Annotated in this window: 20 protein-coding genes; 7 read left to right on the forward strand and 13 right to left on the reverse strand. The window is 66.7% G+C overall.

What is annotated here, in order from left to right:
• Positions 1–97: 97 nt before the first annotated feature.
• Complete coding sequence (locus AC1DYU_RS05535) at positions 98–853, reverse strand: sulfite exporter TauE/SafE family protein (protein WP_476790765.1); 756 nt, start codon at positions 851–853, stop codon at positions 98–100.
• Between the two features lie 195 nt (positions 854–1,048).
• Here AC1DYU_RS05535 and AC1DYU_RS05540 point away from each other — a divergent pair, with 195 nt between their 5' ends.
• The 3 genes from AC1DYU_RS05540 (at position 1,049) to AC1DYU_RS05550 (ending at position 4,013) form a co-directional block, all read left to right on the forward strand.
• Entirely contained in the window at positions 1,049–2,965 is a 1,917-nt protein-coding gene (locus AC1DYU_RS05540; protein ID WP_476790766.1) for a propionyl-CoA synthetase, read from the forward strand.
• Between the two features lie 496 nt (positions 2,966–3,461).
• Positions 3,462–3,722, forward strand: coding sequence for a type II toxin-antitoxin system ParD family antitoxin (locus tag AC1DYU_RS05545; RefSeq protein WP_476790767.1), 261 nt, complete (start codon positions 3,462–3,464; stop codon positions 3,720–3,722).
• A 6-nt stretch (positions 3,723–3,728) separates the two neighbouring features.
• A complete protein-coding gene (locus tag AC1DYU_RS05550; RefSeq protein ID WP_476790768.1) occupies positions 3,729–4,013 on the forward strand; it encodes a type II toxin-antitoxin system RelE/ParE family toxin in 285 nt (94 codons plus the stop codon).
• 37 nt (positions 4,014–4,050) lie between these two features.
• Here AC1DYU_RS05550 and AC1DYU_RS05555 read toward each other — a convergent pair whose 3' ends face one another.
• Complete coding sequence (locus AC1DYU_RS05555) at positions 4,051–4,773, reverse strand: DUF1013 domain-containing protein (RefSeq protein ID WP_476790769.1); 723 nt, start codon at positions 4,771–4,773, stop codon at positions 4,051–4,053.
• Between the two features lie 217 nt (positions 4,774–4,990).
• On the opposite strand from AC1DYU_RS05555, the gene AC1DYU_RS05560 reads away from it, so the two are divergent.
• Positions 4,991–5,191 (forward strand): DUF1192 domain-containing protein, encoded by a 201-nt coding sequence (locus tag AC1DYU_RS05560; RefSeq protein WP_158484321.1) that lies wholly within the window; start codon positions 4,991–4,993, stop codon positions 5,189–5,191.
• A 309-nt stretch (positions 5,192–5,500) separates the two neighbouring features.
• Entirely contained in the window at positions 5,501–6,031 is a 531-nt protein-coding gene (gene rcdA, locus AC1DYU_RS05565; RefSeq protein ID WP_476790770.1) for a protease adaptor protein RcdA, read from the forward strand.
• A gap of 116 nt (positions 6,032–6,147) precedes the next feature.
• Here the strand turns inward: rcdA and rpmE are convergent, their stop codons facing one another.
• Positions 6,148–6,384: a 50S ribosomal protein L31 gene (gene rpmE, locus AC1DYU_RS05570; protein WP_158484320.1), complete on the reverse strand. Its 237-nt coding sequence runs from the start codon at positions 6,382–6,384 to the stop codon at positions 6,148–6,150.
• A 131-nt stretch (positions 6,385–6,515) separates the two neighbouring features.
• On the opposite strand from rpmE, the gene AC1DYU_RS05575 reads away from it, so the two are divergent.
• Complete coding sequence (locus AC1DYU_RS05575) at positions 6,516–8,312, forward strand: ABC transporter transmembrane domain-containing protein (RefSeq protein ID WP_476790771.1); 1,797 nt, start codon at positions 6,516–6,518, stop codon at positions 8,310–8,312.
• A 118-nt stretch (positions 8,313–8,430) separates the two neighbouring features.
• Here AC1DYU_RS05575 and AC1DYU_RS05580 read toward each other — a convergent pair whose 3' ends face one another.
• The 8 genes from AC1DYU_RS05580 to AC1DYU_RS05615 all read right to left on the reverse strand — a co-directional run bounded on the left by AC1DYU_RS05580 (position 8,431) and on the right by AC1DYU_RS05615 (position 15,745).
• Positions 8,431–9,285: an urea carboxylase-associated family protein gene (locus AC1DYU_RS05580; RefSeq protein WP_476790772.1), complete on the reverse strand. Its 855-nt coding sequence runs from the start codon at positions 9,283–9,285 to the stop codon at positions 8,431–8,433.
• Between the two features lie 34 nt (positions 9,286–9,319).
• Positions 9,320–9,646 (reverse strand): c-type cytochrome, encoded by a 327-nt coding sequence (locus tag AC1DYU_RS05585; protein ID WP_476790773.1) that lies wholly within the window; start codon positions 9,644–9,646, stop codon positions 9,320–9,322.
• 8 nt (positions 9,647–9,654) lie between these two features.
• A complete protein-coding gene (locus AC1DYU_RS05590; protein ID WP_158484315.1) occupies positions 9,655–10,674 on the reverse strand; it encodes a peptidoglycan -binding protein in 1,020 nt (339 codons plus the stop codon).
• Positions 10,675–10,843: 169 nt separating this feature from the next.
• A complete protein-coding gene (locus tag AC1DYU_RS05595) occupies positions 10,844–11,854 on the reverse strand; it encodes a flagellar motor protein MotA (protein WP_476790774.1) in 1,011 nt (336 codons plus the stop codon).
• A gap of 134 nt (positions 11,855–11,988) precedes the next feature.
• Complete coding sequence (locus AC1DYU_RS05600; protein ID WP_158484314.1) at positions 11,989–12,774, reverse strand: inositol monophosphatase family protein; 786 nt, start codon at positions 12,772–12,774, stop codon at positions 11,989–11,991.
• 222 nt (positions 12,775–12,996) lie between these two features.
• Entirely contained in the window at positions 12,997–13,944 is a 948-nt protein-coding gene (locus AC1DYU_RS05605; RefSeq protein WP_476790775.1) for a tetratricopeptide repeat protein, read from the reverse strand.
• Positions 13,941–14,594: a thiamine phosphate synthase gene (locus AC1DYU_RS05610; protein WP_476790776.1), complete on the reverse strand. Its 654-nt coding sequence runs from the start codon at positions 14,592–14,594 to the stop codon at positions 13,941–13,943. Before AC1DYU_RS05610 ends, AC1DYU_RS05605 begins: the two co-directional genes overlap by 4 nt.
• Positions 14,591–15,745 carry a benzoate/H(+) symporter BenE family transporter gene (locus AC1DYU_RS05615; RefSeq protein WP_476790777.1) on the reverse strand — a complete coding sequence of 385 codons (1,155 nt, stop codon included), beginning with the start codon at positions 15,743–15,745 and terminating at the stop codon, positions 14,591–14,593. Before AC1DYU_RS05615 ends, AC1DYU_RS05610 begins: the two co-directional genes overlap by 4 nt.
• Before the next feature lie 219 nt (positions 15,746–15,964).
• Between AC1DYU_RS05615 and AC1DYU_RS05620 the strand changes: the two genes are divergently transcribed.
• Positions 15,965–17,968, forward strand: a complete 2,004-nt coding sequence (locus tag AC1DYU_RS05620; RefSeq protein WP_476790778.1) for a PhoX family protein — start codon at positions 15,965–15,967, stop codon at positions 17,966–17,968.
• Positions 17,969–18,191: 223 nt separating this feature from the next.
• Here AC1DYU_RS05620 and fba read toward each other — a convergent pair whose 3' ends face one another.
• Both fba and AC1DYU_RS05630 read right to left on the reverse strand, forming a co-directional pair.
• On the reverse strand, positions 18,192–19,274 hold the full coding sequence (gene fba, locus AC1DYU_RS05625; protein ID WP_476790779.1) for a class II fructose-bisphosphate aldolase: 1,083 nt from the start codon (positions 19,272–19,274) through the stop codon (positions 18,192–18,194).
• Between the two features lie 90 nt (positions 19,275–19,364).
• A complete protein-coding gene (locus AC1DYU_RS05630; RefSeq protein ID WP_476790780.1) occupies positions 19,365–19,601 on the reverse strand; it encodes a hypothetical protein in 237 nt (78 codons plus the stop codon).
• Positions 19,602–19,654: the final 53 nt, after the last annotated feature.

The following is a 19,654-nucleotide window of genomic DNA, read 5'->3' on the forward strand; positions in this document are numbered from 1 at the left end:
CCCTCGCGCGGCAGGCTTAGCCTCTGCGGGCTTTCACCGTAATCCATCCCTTTGTCCGATGGTGCGCAAGGGCGAGCGCTTTGGGCGCATCTGAGGACTAGAGGAGGCTGCGCACTCCATCGACGATGAGCTTGAGGCCGACGGCGAGCAGCAGCCAGTAGATGATCGTGTAGAAGCGTTCGGCCGGCACGCGACGGACCAGCCAGACGCCGGCCATGGTGGAGGCGATGGCGACGGGAAACAGCGCCAGCGACGCCGTGAGGTTCTGGGCCGAGAACTGGCCGAGGGCGATATAGGGGCCAAGTTTGATCAGGTTGATCAGCGCGAAGAAGATCGCGCCGGTGCCGACGAAGACGCCCGGCGGAAGGCGCTGCGGCATGATGTAGATCTGGAAGGGCGGCCCGCCGGCATGGGCGATCATGCTGGTGAAGCCCGACACTGCTCCCCAGAACGTGCCGGCGCCGTAGCGGGCGCTCGCGACGGGTCCCGATGTCTTGCCACTGGCCAGCATGCGCCGCAGGGCGAAGCCGATCGAGATGACCCCGACCGCGAAGCCGACGGCGGCGTCGGAGACCCTGGCCGCGAGCAGGTAGCCGGCGAGAATGCCGAGGATCGCGCCGGGCAGCAGGGTCGCGAGGTTGCGGCGGCTGAACTCGCGGCGATAGGACCAGACCGTGACGACATCCTGCGAGATCAGCAGCGGCAGCATGATCGCCGCAGCCTGGATCGGCGGGACGAGGAGCGCCATCAACGGCAGCGAGAGCAGGCCGAGGCCGGAGAAGCCGCCCTTGGCGAGGCCCATCAGGATGACGGCTGGCACCATGACGGCGAAGAAGGTCAGGTCGAATGTCACGGCTGGAGACAGTTCGACGGCGCGTCATGACGACGCGGGGACCGGCCGCACGTGCTCCCGCTGGGCGAAAGTCTGACAGCCTGGCGCTTGCGCCTGCAGGGTCGAACGACCACGATCCCGCGCAAAATGAGCCTCCGTCGCTGCCGGTTCCGGAGCGCGGTGTAGGCCAGAACGCACGCAAGAGGAACGCCGCCGATGAATGCCCTGCATGCACATGGCTATATCTCGACCTATGCGCGCTGGCAGGCCGATCCCGAGGCGTTCTGGCGCGAGGCGGCCCAGGCGATCGACTGGATCAAGCCGCCCGACGCGATCTTCGATGCGAGCCAGGGCGCTTATGGCCGCTGGTTCCCGGACGCGACCTGCAACACCTGCTTCAACGCGCTCGACCGCCATGTGGCCGCCGGGCGCGGCGGGCTGCCCGCGCTGATCCATGACAGCCCGGTCACCGGCACCAAGACGGTCTACTCCTACGTGCAGATGCTCGACGAGGTCGCGGCGCTCGCCGCCGTCCTGCAGGATCTCGGCGTGGCCAAGGGCGATCGCGTCATCATCTACATGCCGATGATCCCCGAGGCCGCCTTTGCCATGCTCGCCTGCGCGCGGATCGGAGCGGTGCATTCGGTGGTGTTCGGCGGCTTTGCGGCCAAGGAGCTGGCGACGCGGATCGAGGATGCGGAGCCCAAGGTGATCCTGGCCGCGACCTGCGGCATCGAGCCGAGCCGCGTGGTCGAATACAAGCCGCTGCTGGACACAGCGATCTCGCTCTCCTCGCACAAGCCGGAAGCCTGCCTGATCCTGCAGCGCCCGCAGGTCGAGGCCTCGATGCATGCGACGCGTGACAGGAACTGGCGCATGCTGGTCGCCGCCGCCAAGGCCAATGGCCGCAAGGCGGAGTGCGTCGAGGTTGCGGCGACCGACCCGCTCTACATCCTCTACACCTCCGGCACGACGGGACGACCCAAGGGTGTGGTGCGCGACAATGGCGGCCATCTCGTCGTGCTCAAATGGACAATGGACAATCTTTACGGGGTGAAGCCCGGTGAGGTGATGATCACGGCGTCGGATGTCGGCTGGGTCGTCGGCCACAGCTACATCGTCTATGCGCCGCTGTTCCAGGGCGCGACCTCGGTGCTCTATGAGGGCAAGCCGATCGGCACGCCCGATGCCGGTGCCTTCTGGCGGCTGATTGCCGAGCACAAGGCGGTGGTACTGTTCACGGCGCCCACGGCCTTCCGCGCCATCCGCAAGGAGGATCCCGACGCGAAGCTGCTGGCGGGCCATGACCTCCAGCATTTCCGCGCGCTGTTCCTGGCCGGCGAGCGGGCCGACCCCGACACGCTGGTCTGGGCGCAGGACATCCTCAAGGTTCCGGTCATCGACCATTGGTGGCAGACCGAGACCGGCTCCTGCATCGTCGGCAACCCGATCGGGCTGGAATTGCTGCCGGTGAAGCCGGGCTCCCCGACGGTGCCGATGCCGGGCTACGAGATCGCCTGTCTCGACGAGGGCGGGCAGTCGGTTCCGGCGGGCACGATGGGCGCGATCGTGCTCAAGCTGCCCTTGCCGCCCTGCGCGTTGCCGACGCTGTGGCAGGCCGACGAGCGCTTCGCCGAATCCTATCTCGCGGCGTTTCCGGGCTACTACAACACCTCGGATGCCGGCTTCATCGATGCCGACGGCTATGTCTTCATCATGGGGCGCACCGACGACATCATCAATGTCGCCGGCCACAGGCTCTCCACCGGCGGCATGGAGGAGGTGCTGGCCTCGCATCCGGCCGTCGCCGAATGCGCCGTCGTCGGCATCCGGGATGCGATCAAGGGCGAGCAGCCCTGCGGCTTCGTCGTGCTGAAATCCGGCGTCACGCAGAACCCGGATGTGATCGAGCGTGAGCTCGTGGCGCTGGTGCGCGAGAAGATCGGCCCGGTCGCGGCCTTCCGGCTGGCGCTGACCGTCGGGCGCCTGCCGAAGACACGCTCGGGCAAGATCCTGCGTGCGACGATGAAGAAGATCGCCGATGGCGAGGATTACGCTATGCCGGCGACGATCGAGGATGCGTCGGTGCTCGACGAGATCGGTGTGGCGGTGAAGGCGAGGGGATTGGGCTGACGATTGTTGCGCTCAGCCTTGGTATAACGAGGAGCCGTCATGGGAATTATCACTCTGATAAAATTTCGGTTCACTTGCGATAATTGCGCGAGTGAGTCCGATTTCTTGGCGCAGTCTAGAACGCCGAAATATCACAGTCCAGACAGGGTGCGGTCCGATGGGCGGGATGATTTTTATCAAATTGGCGATGTCATGGAATGGCATGACGATGCAGAAAGCGAAATGGACTGGCCAAGTGACTATGCATTTGTTTCAAGACTCCAGGGATACGCTGTTTATGTAATCGAGAAATGCTGGGGCCAGTGCCCGGCATGCCGATCGTGCTATAATTTCTACTTCTATATCAAGGATCGGCAGATCATGCGGCTGATTGGGCATGAATCCGCAGACTTGAACTATAACTCGATCGTGACAAGAGACCCCGTCGCCTCAGCGCCTATGCGTTCTTGTGAGGGATTGTGAGGTTTGCTAGATTGCGGCCATGAAACATGATGCCATGCGCCCCCTCACCATCTCTCTGTCGCCGAAGCAGTTGTCGCGGCTGAGCCAGGCCGTCGAGAGCGGCGCCTATGCCTCCAACAGCGAGGTCGTGCGCGACGCGCTGCGTCTCTGGGAACAGCGCGAGGAGATTCGCGCGCTGGAGTTGGCGCGGTTGAAGCAGGCCTATGAGGAGGGAATCGCGAGCGGGGAGCCGGTCGATGGCGACGAGGCCTTCGCACGCATTCGCGCCAATGTGTTCGGCATGCGGGACGCGTGACCAACGATGGGCTTTCGCGTTCTGCCGCAGGCGATCAGCGATATCTCGGCGATCGCAGCCGGCATCAATGTCGATAGTCCTTCAGCGGCACGGCGCTGGATCGACGCGGTCTACCGACGCTTCGCAAATCTTGGCGATATGCCGGGCATGGGCACGTCGCGGCCGGAGCTTGGCCAGCGGGTGAGACTGTTTCCGCTCGGCCATTATGTGATTTTGTATCAGGACGCGGCGGACGGGGTCGATATCGTCCGCGTCGTCCACGGAAAGCGCGATCCGGAGACCTGGCTCTAAGCGCCAGGCCTCAAATGCAAAGCCTCCGGGAGCAGTCTCAGGCCTCGTCGTCCTCGGCCGGACGCTTCATCTGCTTCAGCTTGGAGAAGACGGAATCGACGTCGATCGCCGCTTCTTCCTCGCGCTTGGGCTTGCCCATGTCGGCGAAAGTCTGGTTGAGCGGCGCGGGCTCCGGCGCCGTGGTCTCCTCGGCCGGAAGCAGGGTCGAGCCGGTATCGACGATCGCCGCCGGGCGATCCTTGGCGGCGCGGCCGACCTCGAAGTCGAGATCGATCTGCGAGCACAGACCGAGGCTGACGGGGTCGATCGGGGTCAGGGTCTGGGCATTCCAGTGGGTGCGGTCGCGGATCTGGGCGATGGTCGACTTGGTGGTGCCGATCAGGCGGATGACCTGCGCATCCTTCAGCTCGGGATGGTTGCGCAGCAGCCAGAGGATCGCGTTGGGACGGTCCTGGCGCTTCGAGACCGGGGTGTAGCGCGGCCCCTTGGTGCGCTTGATCTCGGGCACCTTGACCTTGCGCTCGGCGAGCTTGAGGTGATGGGCGGGGTTGGCCGCGGCACGCTCGAGCTCCTCGCGGGTGAGCTGCCCCGAATTGATCGGGTCCAGGCCCTTGATGCCGGCGGCGACTTCGCCATCGGCGATGCCGCGCACTTCCAGCGGGTGGAGTTTGCAGAACTCGGCGATCTGCTCGAAGGTCAGGGACGTGTTCTCGACCAGCCAGACCGCGGTGGCCTTCGGCATCAGCGGGGGATTCGACACGGACTGTCTCCTGAATGTCGCGGACAATAGCTCTCGGACGCCGACCGGCCTTTTCGGCCGGCCATCCAAATCATCGACGATGAACAGGATGGCGCGGCTTATAAGCGAGGGTACAGCGGCTGTCCAAGAAAAAGCACGTCGCTTCGTCTGGGGCCGGCAGTGGCGCCACGGCGCCATCGGCATTAATCTGCGCGCTCTTGCGCAGATGGAGGCGAGGATGTCGCTCTTTTCCGACGATGACCGTCCGAAGCCCAAGACGGTCCACGAGATCGGGCAGGATCTGTCGATGCTGTCGCTGGCGGAGATCGACCTGCGGGTCGCAGCGCTGCAGGCTGAGATCGAGCGCCTGGCCGAGGCGCGGCTCAAGAAGACGGCGTCGCGCTCGGCCGCGGATTCGTTTTTCCGCAAGCCCGACTGAAAACGGATGCTGACTAAAAATGCGGCCGGCCTGGCCGGCGTTAAGGGGTCATTAACGATTCCAATGTATGAATCGAGGCGTCCAGATTGTCTGGATGTGAGTGGCTCCTGCCCGCTCTGTTTGACGCCTCCCTGTTGACCTTCGAGCCGCCTCCGGGCGGCTCTTTTTTTGTGGTCTGTATCTCCGTTAAGGTTAACCACACCTTACCGGCGCGGGAGCAGCCCATCGGCGCTATCCTTGCGACATAGGCGGCATGAACCGTGACGCGTGCCATGTGGATACGGGGTTGTGCCGATGGGAGACACCGCAATGAACGACGTGCTGATGCTGGAGCGGAATGCCGAAGAGGGCGCGATCTCGTTTGCGCGTGGCTTCGTCAAGTCGGATGCCTTCATGGCGCTGTTTCGCGAGGGGATGGGGCTTGTCGAGCAGACGGCGGCCTATCTCGACGGCGACGGCCGCAAGGAATCGGCGGCGCTGCCGCGCGAGGTCGCGTTGTCCTATGCGACCGAGAGCATGCGCCTGACGACGCGGCTGATGCAGATCGCATCCTGGCTTCTGGTGCAGCGGGCGGTCGCCGAGGGCGAGATGACCGCCGAGCAGGCGCGGGCCGAGAACGACAAGGTCAGGATCCCCGAGCCGATGATGCCGCCGGCCCAGCCCGAGGCGGTGCTGCTGCCGCAGGGCCTGCGCGACCTGATGGACCATTCCTTCCGGCTGCAGGGCCGGATTCGCCATCTCGAGGGCCAGATGTCGGGCAAGGCGCCCGCCACCGAGCAGGCCAATCCGGTCCAGGACCAGCTTGCGAGCCTGAAGGCGCGGCTCGGCGTGGCGCTCTGAGCGGTCTGCGACGAAGCGCCGCCCCTCCAGCGACAGCTCAAAACACGAAAGGCCCGGTCGCTTCGACCGGGCCTTCTTGATTCAGATCAGTGCGGGCGAAACCGCCCGCTGCCAGATCACTTCTTGCCGAGCGAGCCGATCGCGGCGAAACGCGTGTTGAAGCGCGAGACGCGGCCGCCACGGTCCAGCATGTGCTGCGTGCCGCCGGTCCAGGCCGGGTGCGTCGTCGGGTCGATGTCGAGGTTGAGGGTGTCGCCCTCCTTGCCCAGCGTCGAACGGGTGAAGTATTCGGTGCCATTGGTCATGACGACCTTGATGGTGTGGTAGTCGGGGTGGATGCCGGTCTTGGCCATGGCTAAATCCTCAAACGTCGATAAACGGGCGTGGGCGACAAGCAGGCAAGCCTGCCCGGCCCGTCGAATAATTCGTATGAGCCTGTCGTGAAGTCGCGAGCACATATCTCACAGCGGCCGACAGCGCAAGCATGACAGGACAAAGACGCGTGGCCGTTGCCGAAAAAGACGAGAAGACCCCGAGGGCCGATCTGCGCCTGCTGGCATCGTTCTGGCCCTATGCGCTGAAGCACAAGGGGCGCATCGGGCTGGCGCTGCTGGCACTCGTCGTCGCTTCGGTCGCGACGCTGGTTCTGCCGGTGGCGGTGCGTCGGGTCATCGATGTCGGTTTTTCGGCCGGCGAGCAGAGGCTCGCCAACAGCTATTTCATCCTGCTGATCGGCGTCGTCGCCGTGCTGGCGCTGGCGAGCTCGGCCCGGTTCTACCTGGTCATGACGGTCGGTGAGCGCATCGTTGCCGATCTGCGCTCGGATGTGTTCGCGCATCTGACGCGGCTGGAGCCGGCCTTCTTCGATTCGAGCCGGGCGGGCGACCTGGTCTCGCGGCTGACCGCTGATACGACGCAGATCAAGTCGACCTTCGGCTCGACGGCCTCGATCGCGCTGCGCAACGCGATCATGACCATCGGCGCGCTGGGGCTGATGATCGTCACCAGCCCGCAATTGTCGGCGATCGTGATCGGCGCGATCCCGCTGATCGTGCTGCCGCTGGTGTTTTCGGGCCGGTCGGTGCGCAGGCGCGCGCGCGCGGCGCAGGACCGGCTGGCAGACGCCTCGGCCTTCGCCGCCGAGGCGGTCGGCGCGATCCGCACGATGCAGTCCTTCGGGGCCTCCAGGCAGACGGCCGCGCGCTTCGCCTCCGCATCGGACGAGGCCTATGACGCCTCGCGTGCGGCGACGGCCTCGCGCGCGCTTCTGTCGGGCGTCGCGATCTTCCTGGTCAGCGCCAGCGTCGTCTGGGTGCTCTGGACCGGCGCGACCGAGGTCTTCGAGGGACGCATGACCGGCGGGCGGCTGTCGCAGTTCGTGCTCTATGCCGTGCTGGCGGCGAGCTCGCTCGGTCAGCTCTCCGAGGTCTATGGCGAGATTTCCGCCGCTGCCGGCGCCGCCGGCCGGCTCGGCGAGATCCTGGCGATGACGCCGGCCATCGCCGCTCCACCCCATCCCAGACTGATGCCGGAGCCGTTGCGCGGCGAACTCGCCTTCGAGAACGTCTCGTTCAGCTATCCCGGCCGCAGTGTCGGGGCCTTGTCGGAACTGAGCTTCACGGTGCGGCCGGGCGAGCGCGTCGCGCTGGTCGGGCCATCCGGCGCCGGCAAGAGCACGGTGCTGCAACTAGCCCTGCGCTTCTTCGATCCAGCCTCCGGCCGCGTCGTCGTCGATGGCGTGGCCGGGCCGGAGGCCGATCCGGAGGCCTGGCGGCAGCGCTTCGCGCTGGTGCCGCAGGAGCCGACGGTGTTCGGCGTCTCGGTCCGCGACAACATCGCCTATGGCCGTCCCGACGCCTCGCAGGCCGAGATCGAGGAGGCTTCACGGCTGGCGGCTGCCGACGATTTTATCCGTGCCCTCCCCAAGGGCTACGACACGATCGTCGGCGAGCGCGGCGTGACGCTGTCGGGCGGACAGCGCCAGCGGCTGGCGATCGCGCGGGCGGTGTTGAAGGACGCGCCGATCCTGCTGCTCGACGAGGCGACGAGCGCGCTCGATTCCGAAAGCGAGCGCGCCGTGCAGGATGCGCTCGATGCGTTGATGAAGGGCCGCACCACGCTGGTCGTGGCGCATCGGCTGGCGACGATCCTCTCGGCCGACCGCATCCTGGTGATGGAGGATGGCCGCGTCGTCGAGGAGGGCACCCATGCCGAGCTCAAGGCGCGCGGCGGGCTTTATGCCCGGCTGGCGGCGCTGCAATTCGGGCTGGAGGCGGCGTAGAGCGCGCGAGTCCGTCATGCTCGCCCTTGTGGCGAGCATCCACGTCTTGGTCACATCGCTCTACGACGGGTGACGTGGATGGTCGGCACAAGGCCGCCCATGACGGAGAGGGCTTCGTTCACCCCGTCATCCCATGCGTGCGTGGATAGGCGCTCGGCTCCGGCGACACCCAGCCCGCCAGCAGCTCCGGCTCGGTTCGATAAATCTCGACCTTGAGCGGGTGGCAGGCGGCCGCGTCGCTGGAATGCGTGGTGCTGCAATCGCCGCCGGGGCAGGCGGAGAGTGCGCCGAGCAGGTCGATCTCGGCGAAGAGTTCGAGATAGTCGCCCGGGCGGACCGGGCTCGCCTTCATGAAGTACTGATGCGTGTCGCGGGTGAAGCCGGTGCACATGAAGACGTTGAGCACGTCATGGACATGCATTTCGGCCTCCTTCACCGGCATTCCCTTCGCCTTGGCAAGCGCCCGCGTCAGGTTGGAATGGCAGCAATGGTGATAGTCGCCGCCTGAAAGCAGGCGATTGGTGTAGGGGTCGCAGCGCGTGCCGATGACATCGTGGATGCCGCCGCCATCGTCGTCCCAGCCATACCAGCCGAGCGTGTCATGCGTGATCGTCGCCATCGGCCGTAAGCAGGGCAGGCTGCTCCAGAGCCGGTTCCCGGTCGTGACATGGGTCGCGTGCAGGGCACGGGTCTTGCCGCTGAAGAAGCGCTCGGAAAGGTCGTTAGCATTCCAAAGATTGAGATCGCCGACCTGCGGACCCTCGACGCTGACGATGCGGACGAAATGCCCCTTCGGCACATGGAAGGCCGAGGCATCGCGCGGCGCGACGACGACCTCGTCGATCTTCGTCAGGTGCTGCCGGGCGCGCCCGAGCAGCGCCATGTCCGGCGCCGGCAGGGTCTCGACGGGGTAGCAGACCGTCAGGGGCATGGCCCGGCGTTGCGCGGCGTCGGCGGGTTCGGTTGTCGGCATGGCATCTGTCCCCGTTTCTCGTGGTGGCCGCGGCTCAGCGCGGCGGCAATGCCGCATAATAGGCGGCGAGTGCCGCGATCTCTTCGGCGCTCATATTTCGCGCCATGTAGCGCATCTCCTTGTGGACGCGCTTGCCGGAGCGGAAGGCCATCATCTGGTTGAAGAGGTAGCGCTCGTTCTGGCCGGCGAGGTGGGGCACCTCGGTGTCGCGGGCGATGCCGTCCTCGCCATGGCAGCGGGCGCAATCCTCGACGGTCGAGACGCGCGGCTCGGCAAGCGCGGGGCCGCCGGCAAGGGCGAGCATCAGCGCCAATACCTTCCAGCGGGGGGAGCGCCGGCGATGGCCGCGATCGTCAGGCATCAAGTGCCTCACCGCTCGGTGATCTTGAACTCGATGCGGCGGTTGCGGCGCCAGGCGTCGTCGGTGTTGGCGACGTCGAGGGGCTGGTTGTCGCCGAAGCCGGTGGCGGCGATGCGGTCGGCCGGGATGCCCTTGGTAATCAGGTACTCGACCACCGCGATGGCGCGCCCGGACGAAAGGTGCCAGTTCGACGGGTAAAGCGGGTTGTTGCGGATCGGCCGGTTGTCGGTGTGCCCATCGACGCGCAGGATCCAGGGGATGTCGGGCGGCATCTCGCGGCCGAGATCGGCGATGACGGTGCCGAGCTTGTCGAGCTCGCCGCGGCCTTCCGGCTTCAGCACGGCCTGGCCGGCATCGAAGAAGACCTCCGACTGGAAGACGAAGCGGTCGCCGACGACGCGGATGTCGGGCCGCGTGCCGAGAACCTGGCGCAGGCGGCCGAAGAAGTCCGAGCGGTAGCGCGCCAGTTCCTGCACGCGCTGGGCCAGCGCCACGTTCAGCCGCGAGCCGAGCTCGGAGATGCGCGCCTGCTGCTCCTTGTCCTTGGCCTCGGAGGCGCCCAGCGCCTCCTCCAGCGCCGCGAGCTGGCGGCGCATCGCGACGATCTGCTGGTTGACCATGTCGACGGTCGATTGCGCGCGGGCCGAGAGCTGCTTTTCGGCTTCGAGCGCCTTCTGGGCCTCGCCGAGCTGGGCGGCCGTGTTGCCCGGCTGGGCGTTCAGCATGTCCTGGATGCGGCCGCGCTCGCTCTGCTCGCGGGTCAGCGAGGATTGCAGCAGGGTCAGGTTCTCCTGCGCCTGCCGGTTCGAGGAGCGCTCCAGCGCCAGTAGGTCGGTCAGCTCGGAGATCTGGCGGTTCAGCCGGTCGAGCGCGGTGTCCTTGCCGGTCAGCTCCTGCGAGAGGAAGAACTGGCCGAGCACGAAGACCGAGAGCAGGAAGACGATGCCGATCAGCATCGTCGACAGCGCATCGACGAAGCCCGGCCAGAAATTGACCTCGTCGCGGCGGTGGGAGCGGGAGAGGGCCATGGTCGTTCTCTCTCCTAGAGCCGCGCCCGGCAGTTCAAGCACGCCGTCATCCCGGGCGAAGCGTAGCGCAGACCCGGGATCCATTCCTGAACTGTTCCGGAATGGATCCCGGGTCTCCCTGCGGTCGCCCGGGATGACGGCACAGTCGGGGCAGGATGGAGAAGCACGATCATGGCTCCATCACGTTGTCGGCGGTAAGACGTTCCAGCAGCCGCTTCAGATCCTTCTCGCGGCCGGCCTGCGCCTCGACCCAGTCGCGGATGAGCTGCTGCTCGGAGCGCATGTGCTGGACGAGGCCCTGGATGCCTTCGGCCAGGCTGGCGAGCGCCTGGGTCGCGGCGCGGTTGTTGGCGCCGCTCTCGGCCATCGCGGCACCGAGCCGGTCGAGCCTGTCGGCGAGCGGGTCGCCGGTGAGCGGCTGGAGCCCCGAGCCGGCGAGGGTGGCGATGCGGGTGCCGAGCCAGCTCTCGACCTCGTTGCGGAAGCGGCGCTGGGCCTGTGCCACCTGCAGGTCGAGGAAGCCGAGGATCAGCGAGCCGGCGATGCCGAAGAGCGAGGACGAGAAGGACAGGCCCATGCCGGCGAGCGGGGCGGCGAGGCCGGCCTTGAGTTCGTCGAACAGCACGCCGGCCTCGGCGCCGGTGCGCAGCGACTTGATGACGTTGCCGATCGAGGAGACCGTGTCGAGCAGGCCCCAGAAGGTGCCGAGCAGGCCGAGGAAGACCAGAAGCCCGCCGAGATAACGCAGCACCTCGCGCCCGTCGTCGAGCCTGATCGCAATCGATTCGAGCACGGTCGCGGCCTGGGACGGTGCCAGGCTGCGGGTCTCAAGCGACGCCAGGACGGGGCCGAGCGGCGCGATGACCTGCCCGCGCCTGATCAGCGCCTGGGCCGGCGCTGCAGCCAGCCGCGTCACGGCGCGCGCTTCCGAGTGGATGCGCCAGAGTTCGCGCAGCGCGATCAGCACGCCGACCAGCAGCGAGCCGAGGATCAGGCCGTTCAGGCCCGGATTGGTCATGAAGGCCGTGACCAGCCCGGCCTGCAGGATGAAGCCGAGGAAGCCGATCAGCGCGAGAAACAGAACCGAGCGGATGACGTAGCGCAGGGGCCGCGAGAAGCGGGTCTCCTCCCGGGCCGGCGCGACCGTTTCTCTCTCGGCCGCAAAGTCCTCATTCGCCATGCTTCGTCTTCCGTTCGCCACCCTGCCGGGTCGGGACTGTCGCTTCCCATGCCGCGATGATCAAGCGCGAAAGATCAAAGACATATGACGAGATGTCGACGGCGCGGCGTTCGGCGGCGTCGCAGCCGCGCCGTTCAGGCCGTCTTGAGTGCCGCCCGCAGGGCCGGCTCGCCGATCTCGTTGCCGCAGATGATGTCGCGCGCCATCGTCGGCTGCTTGCCGTCGAGCGTGCCGAAAGTGCCGCCGGCCTCGCGGATCATCACCGCGCCCGCCGCGAAATCCCAGGTGTTGAGGTCGCGCTCCCACCAGGCGTCGAAGCGGCCGGCGGCGACATAGGCGATGTCGAGCGCGGCGCAGCCCATGCGCCGGACATTGGAGAAGCGCGTCATCACGGCACCGAGCTCGCGCAGGAAGAGCGGGTGGCCGCCCTTGCCGATATGCGGCACGCCCATGCCGATCAGCATCTCGGTCGGCTCGCGGCGGCCGGAGACGCGCATGCGGCGGTTGTTGACATAGGCGCCCTTGCCCTTCTCGGCGATGAAGAGCTCGTCCTTGGCGGCGTCGTAGATCACGCCGGCGATGAACTGGTTGTCGCGCTCGAGCGCCACCGAGATGTTCCAGTGCGGGATGCCGCGCAGGAAGTTGTGGGTGCCGTCGAGCGGGTCGATATGCCAGCGGTTGCTCTCGTCGGTGCCGGCGACGCTGCCGGCCTCCTCCATGACGAAGCCATAGCCCGGACGCGCCTTCTCCAGCGCGCCACGGATGATCTCCTCGGCCTTGGTGTCGGCCTTCGAGACGAAGTCGCCCGGACCCTTGGCGAGGACCTGCAGGTTCTCGACCTCGCCGAAATCGCGCTTCAGCGAGCGGGACGCCTTCATCACGGCGTCGGTCATCACGGTCATCAGAGGGGAGCGGATCATCAAAAACCTCGTTCGCGCCCATCAGACGCCCCGGCCGGTCTCTCTGCACGAGATGCCGGCCATAAAATCGAGCCCTCATCCTGAGGAGCCGCGAAAGCGGCGTCTCGAAGGATGCTCCAGATGATTCCGGAGCCTCGGCGAGCATCCTTCGAGACGCGATCCCTGCGGGCTCGCTCCTCAGGATGAGGGCTTTTCATGTTCAACCGGTCACTTGCTCGCCTGTCAGGGCGACGTCAAGGCCGCACCCTCGATGCGGTCGGCGGCGAGACGGGCGGCGCGGCTCTGCTGCTCGGGTGTGAGGCGGTCGAAAAGCTGTCCCAGCGCCGGGTCGTCGAGGCCGCGCGCCCGTGCCGCCAAATGCCAGGCCGCGGCCTCGATCGAGTCCGGCGGGATGCCGCGCCCGATCTGGTAGAGCCGCGCGATGCGGTTTTGCGCGATCGGGTTGCCCTTGCCTGCGGCGCGCAGGAAGAGCCTGGCGGCGGCGGTCTCGTCGCGGGCGACGCCGGTGCCGTTGAACAGCATGATCGCGTATTCGACCTCGGCAGGGATGTTGCCGGTCTGCACGGATTTCGCCATCCACTCGGCAGCGACGACATCGCTCTTGGGCAGGCCGCGTCCCTGTTTGGCGAGCGTGCCGAGCGCATACATCGCGTCGCCGATGCCTCCCTTCGCCGCGATCTCGAGGCTTGCCACGGCGCGCGAGTCATCCTCGGCCTGCCCGGTGGCGAGCAGGGCCAAGGCGAGATTGTAGTTGGCCGCGGCATTGCCGGCGGCGGCCGCCTGCCGCAGCAATGTGCCGGCGCGGGCCGGGTCGCGGCGGCTGCTGGCGTCGTCGAGCAGCGCGATCGCCAGGGCATAGGTGGCGTTGATGTCGCCGCGCGCGGCGGCGCGCTCATACCATTCGGTCGCGACCTTCTGATCGGCCGGCACGCCGAGCCCCTGTCGGTAGATCTCGCCGACCAGCGTCATCGCGGCGGCGTCGGTGCTGTCGGCCTCGATGCGCTTGAGGGCTTCGGACAGCGCGCGGCGGTAATGGCCGGTCTGGTAGGCGGCATAGGCAAGATCGCGCTCGGCGGCGGTCGCAGGAAGTGTCAGCGAAGAGAAGCCGGCGAGCAGCAGCAGGCCGCTCGATAGCAGACGGCTTGCGAGGCCGCGGCGCGCGCGCCTCATCTGGCTGCTTTTCGCGCGACGCGGGCTGCGATGGCCTCGTTCGCCTCCGCGACGAGGGCGCGGATGTCGCGGCTCTCCTCGAAGGCCCAGGCCCCGAGCGCGACGAATTCGGCGCCGGTCTCGACCAGGGCGGCGACGGATTCAGGGTCGGGCGCATAGGCGACGCAAGGGGTCTCGAAGATTTCGGCCCACCAGCCGGCGCGCTCGATCACAGCCGCCAGCGGCGGCAGGCTGCCGTCCGGCCGCGGCTCGCCGAACATGACATAGTCGACGCCTGCCTCGCCGATATCCATGGCGTCGTGGCGGGCGCGAATGCCGCCGGCGCCGATGATGCGCTCGCCCTTCAGGCTGGAACGCGCCTCGGCGATGGCCTCGGGGCCGCCGGTCAGGTGCACGCCGTCGGCGCCGCCGCGCGCGGCGACCATCGCGGAGGCCTCGACGACCAGCGCGACATTGGCGGCCTGGACCGGGCCGGCGAGCCGCTTGACGCGCTCGATGCGGCTGCGCTCGTCGCCTTCGGTCAGGCGCAGGAGCACGGCTGCGAGATCGCCGCCGGCCTGGGCCTGCATCAGCTTGAAGGCCATCGCATCGGCATCCGCCACAGGCGGGGTGACGAGCATCAGGCGGGTGGGTGGGTTCTGTGTGGTCATGATGATGCGCGCAAACGGCCCGCGACCGCGTCCAATGTCAAGACGCCGAGGCCGGCAACGAGGCTCCAGAAGGCCGATCCCACCCCAAACAGCGTCAGGCTGGAGGCGGCGACGGCAAAGGCGATGACGGCGGCGAAGCGTTCCCTGTCGGAGGACATCGCCTGGCCGAGCGCGCCGGTGAGCGAGCCAACGAGGCCCAGCCCTGCGACCGCGACGATCAGCGCCTTGGGCATCGCGACGATCAGGGCGAGCAAAAGCCCGGCGCAGGCGGCGACGGCGAGATAGGCTAGCCCATAGAGCACGCCGGCCTTCCAGCGCTGGGCCGGATCGGGATGCGTGTCGGGTCCGGTGCAGATCGAGGCTGATATCGCGGCCATATTGACCATATGGGCGCCGAACGGCGCCGTCAGGAAGGAGGCGAGGCCCGTGACGAAGAGGCTGGCCGCTGTCGGCGGCTGATAGCCAGCCGCACGCAGCACGGCAAAGCCAGGCAGGTTCTGCGCCGCCATGGTGACGAGATAAAGCGGAATACCGACGCCGAGCATGGCTGCCATATCGAGGCGCGGTGTGACGAATTCGAGGCCGCTGAGTGTGAACGCGCCGGCAGGCCAGCTCGCCAGACCGAGGCCGAAGCTCAGGGCAATGCCGGTCAGGAGCGCCGCGATGACACCAAGGAACGGGCTGATCAGCCGCGCCACCAAAAAAACCGCGAGCAGGGGCAGGACGAGGCCGGGCGAAAGCCGCATCTCGTCGAAGACCGCGACAACGAAGCGGAAGATTACGCCGGCGAGCATCGCGGCGGCGACCGGCATCGGAATCCGCTCGATCAGCGCGCCGAGCGGACGGAAGGCGGCGGTCAGCATCATCAGCACGGCCGCCAGCAGGAAGGCGCCGACGGCGGCAGCCATGTCGAGCCCGCTCGTCGCGGCGATCAGCGCGGCGCCCGGCGTCGACCAGGCGCAGATGATCGGCATCCGATAGCGCCAGGACAGCCAGATGCCGGCGCCGGCCTGGGCAAGAGCGAGGCCGGCGATCCAGGAGATCGCCTGGGCGGGCGTCGCGCCGACGGCTTGCGTCGCGGCCAGCACGACCGCGACGGAAGCCGAGAAGCCGACGAAGGTCGCGACCAGCGCTGAGAAGACGATCGACATGCAAGACCTATCGACAGGCAAGACTTGCGGCGGGAGCAGCGGTAAGCGGCGAGGCGGGTGCCCCTTCAATCAGAAAGCGCCCCCGGCCGGAAGGGCCCTGGCGGAAGGCCGGCATGTCGGGCGCGCCTTGCGGCGGGAATTGTCACCGCAGCGTCACCGCTGCCTCCTATCGCTGGATTTCCTCCAATGCCAATCTGAAGCTTCGTCAGGAACGACCCCATGAGCGACGAGACGCAATACGAATCGACCTTCGGCGCCAGCATGCTGGAGCACGAGGATGCCGAGCCACGGAACCTGAGCGACAACGCGACGATGGGCGAGCTGATCTCGCAGCGCTTCTCGCGCCGCGGGCTGCTCAAGGGCGCGCTCGCGGTTTCGGCGATCTCGGCGACGGTGGGTACGCTGGCGCTTGAGACAGCCGATCAGGCGCAGGCGCAAGGTGCGAAGTCCGCCTTCGCCTTCAAGGAGGTCGAGGTCGGCGTCGATGCCGACCACCATGTTGCCGAGGGCTATGACGCCGATGTGCTGCTGCGCTGGGGTGATCCGATCACGGCGGATGCGCCGGCCTTCGACCCGGCAAAGCAGACGCCGGAGGCCCAGGCCAAGCAGTTCGGCTACAACAACGACTTCGTCGGCTACCTGCCGATGCCGGGCGCCGCCGACCCATCCGGGCATGGCGTGCTCTTCGTCAATCACGAATACACCAACCCGCATCTGATGTTCCCCGGCGTCGTCGAGATGAAGGACGGCAAGCCGGTGCTGAAGAACGCGACGCCCGAGCGCTTCAGGATCGAGGCGATGGCGCATGGCGCCACCGTCGCGGAGATCCGCCGCACCGACGGAAAATGGGCGCTGGTGAAGGATTCCAAGTACAATCGCCGGATCACCGTGGCGACCGAGATGCAGCTCTCGGGGCCCGTCGCCGGCCACGACCGCGTCAAGACGAGCGCCGACGCCAGCGGCCGCAAGGTCTTCGGCACGCTCAACAACTGCTCGGGCGCGATGACGCCCTGGGGCACCTTCGTCACCGGCGAGGAGAACGTGCATGGGTATTTCTCCGGCAAGCTGCCGGACGGCCATCGCGAAGAGGCCAATTACAAGCGCATGGCGATTCCGTCGGCTCCCTATGCCTGGGGCCGATTCGAGGAACGCTTCGAGCTCTCGAAGGAGCCCAACGAGGCCAACCGCTTCGGCTGGGTCGTCGAGGTCGATCCCTTCGATCCGAATTCGGTGCCGAAGAAGCGCACGGCGCTCGGCCGCTGCAAGCATGAAGGCGCCGACAATGTCGTGGCCAGGGACGGGCGGGTGGTCGTCTATCTCGGCGACGACGAGCGCTTCGACTATGTCTACAAATTCGTCACGACGGGGCGCTTCGACCCGAACAACCGCGCCGCCAATCTCGACCTGCTCGATTCCGGCACGCTCTACGTCGCGAAATTCTCGGCCGACGGCGCCGTGGAGTGGCTGCCGCTGGTCTTCGGCCAAGGGCCGCTCACGGCCGCCAACGGCTTCCAGAGCCAGGCCGACGTGCTGATCGAGACCCGTCGCTCCGGCGACCTGCTGGGCGCCACCAAGATGGACCGCCCGGAGGACATCACGCCGAATCCGATCACGGGCAAGGTCTATGTAATGCTGACCAACAATACGAGCCGCAAGGACGAACAGATTGACGCGGCGAACCCGCGCGCGAAGAACGCCTTCGGCCATATCATCGAGATCAGCGAGGATGGCGGCGACCACACCGCGACCAAGGGGCGCTGGGAGATCCTGCTGAAATGCGGCGATCCGGCTGTCGCGACAGTCGGAGCCAGTTTCTCTACCGACACGACGAAGAATGGCTGGTTCGGCATGCCCGACAATGCCGTGGTCGATTCCGCCGGGCGGCTCTGGGTCTCGACCGACGGCAACGGCCCCGACGTGACCGGCCGCACCGACGGGCTCTGGGCGGTGGATACAGACGGCGCTGCGCGGCGCACCTCGAAGCTATTCTACCGCGTGCCCCACGGCGCAGAACTCTGCGGACCTTGCTTCACGCCCGACGACACGACGGCCTTCGTGGCCGTGCAGCACCCCGGCGACGACGGCCCGGACTGGCCGGCCTTCGGCCGCCGCTCCTATTACGAGGATCTCTCGACGCGCTGGCCCGACTTCAAGCCGGACATGCCGGTGCGGCCGTCCGTGGTGGCGATCACCAGGAGGGGCGGCGGGAAGATCGGGGTTTGACGCGGCAGGTCTTGTCGTTGCGCCTGTAAGGTCGAGCGCGAGGAACCCTCTCCCATAGGGAGAGGGTAGGGTGAGGGGACGGCCGTTGGCCGCTTTGACCGTGACCTCGCCGCCTCTTGTTTTCGGGGCAGGGATCACACTGGTTCAGCGGCCGTCACCTCTCCCCTGCCCCTCTCCTTACAGGAGAGGGGTTCCCCGCGCTCTAACCGCGATGTGTCGTGCCTCAAGCCGCCTTCGGCGAGCCGAAGGTCGGGTTAAGCTCGCCCTTGGCGTAGCGCTTGGCCATTTCGGCGGTGGTCGCGATGCGCTTGATCTTGCTGGCCTGGCCGGCGGTGTTGAATTCCTTGAGGCGCAAGCTGCAGAGCTTGGTCATCGCCTCCATGGCGGGCTTCAGGTACTTGCGCGGGTCGAACTCGCCGGGGTTCTCGGAGAGGATCTTCCGGATCTGGCCGGTCATCGCCATGCGGTTGTCGGTGTCGATGTTGATCTTGCGGACGCCGTGCTTGATGCCGCGCTGGATCTCCTCGACCGGTACGCCCCAAGTCTGGGGCATCTTGCCGCCATACTGGTTGATGATGTCCTGGAGATCCTGCGGCACCGAAGACGAGCCGTGCATGACGAGATGCATGCTCGGCAGCTTCTTGTGGATCTCCTCGATGACGTTCATCGCCAGGATCGCGCCGTCGGGCTTGCGGGTGAACTTGTAGGCGCCGTGCGAGGTGCCCATGGCGATGGCGAGCGCATCGACCTTGGTCTCGGCGACGAACTTCACGGCTTCGTCGGGGTTGGTCAGGAGCTGGTCGTGGGAGAGCTTGCCCTCGAAGCCGTGGCCATCCTCCTTTTCGCCCTCGCCGGATTCCAGCGAGCCGAGCACGCCGAGCTCGCCCTCGACGGAGATGCCGCCGAGATGGGCCATCTCGACGACCTGCCGGGTGACTCCGACATTGTAGTCCCAGTCGCCCGGGGTCTTGCCGTCGGCATGAAGCGAGCCGTCCATCATCACCGAGGTGAATCCGGCCTGGATCGCGGTCATGCAGGTCGCGGCCTCGTTGCCGTGGTCGAGATGCACGCAGACGGGGATATGCGGGTAGATCTCAGTGACCGCGTCCATCATGTGCTTGAGCATGATATCGTTGGCGTAGGAGCGCGCGCCGCGCGAGGCCTGGATGATGACGGGGGCGTCGGTGGCGTCGGCTGCGGCCATAATGGCCAGCGCCTGCTCCATGTTGTTGATGTTGAAGGCGGGCACGCCATAGTCGTTTTCGGCGGCGTGATCGAGCAACTGACGGAGCGTGATGCGGGCCACGATGGTACTCCCCTTGAGGCAATGGATATGGGGAGCGTTTAAAAGCCAACTGCGACAAAGGTAAAGCGAAAGCGGAAAAGGCCCTTAAAATCAGCGGCCGCGCGCTTCCAGAACCCGCACACGCTCCTCGATGGCTGCCAGTTCCTCGTCGAAATTACCGGTGACGGATTTCGCCATGACGAGGAGGCCGGCGGTGTCGCGGCGCTGCTTGCGGACGAGGTCTTCGAGCAGTGCGAAACGATCATTCGTTTCAACCCTGAACGACGTCAGGTCTGCCTGAACTTTCTTCAGGATTTCAAACATCGCTGTTTGCACATTCTCGCTCATGTGCGAGAACATAGCATAAACACGCCCTACCGCAAGGACAGAGCGAAAGCCCG

Source organism: Allobosea sp. P2_B12 (assembly GCF_056404835.1).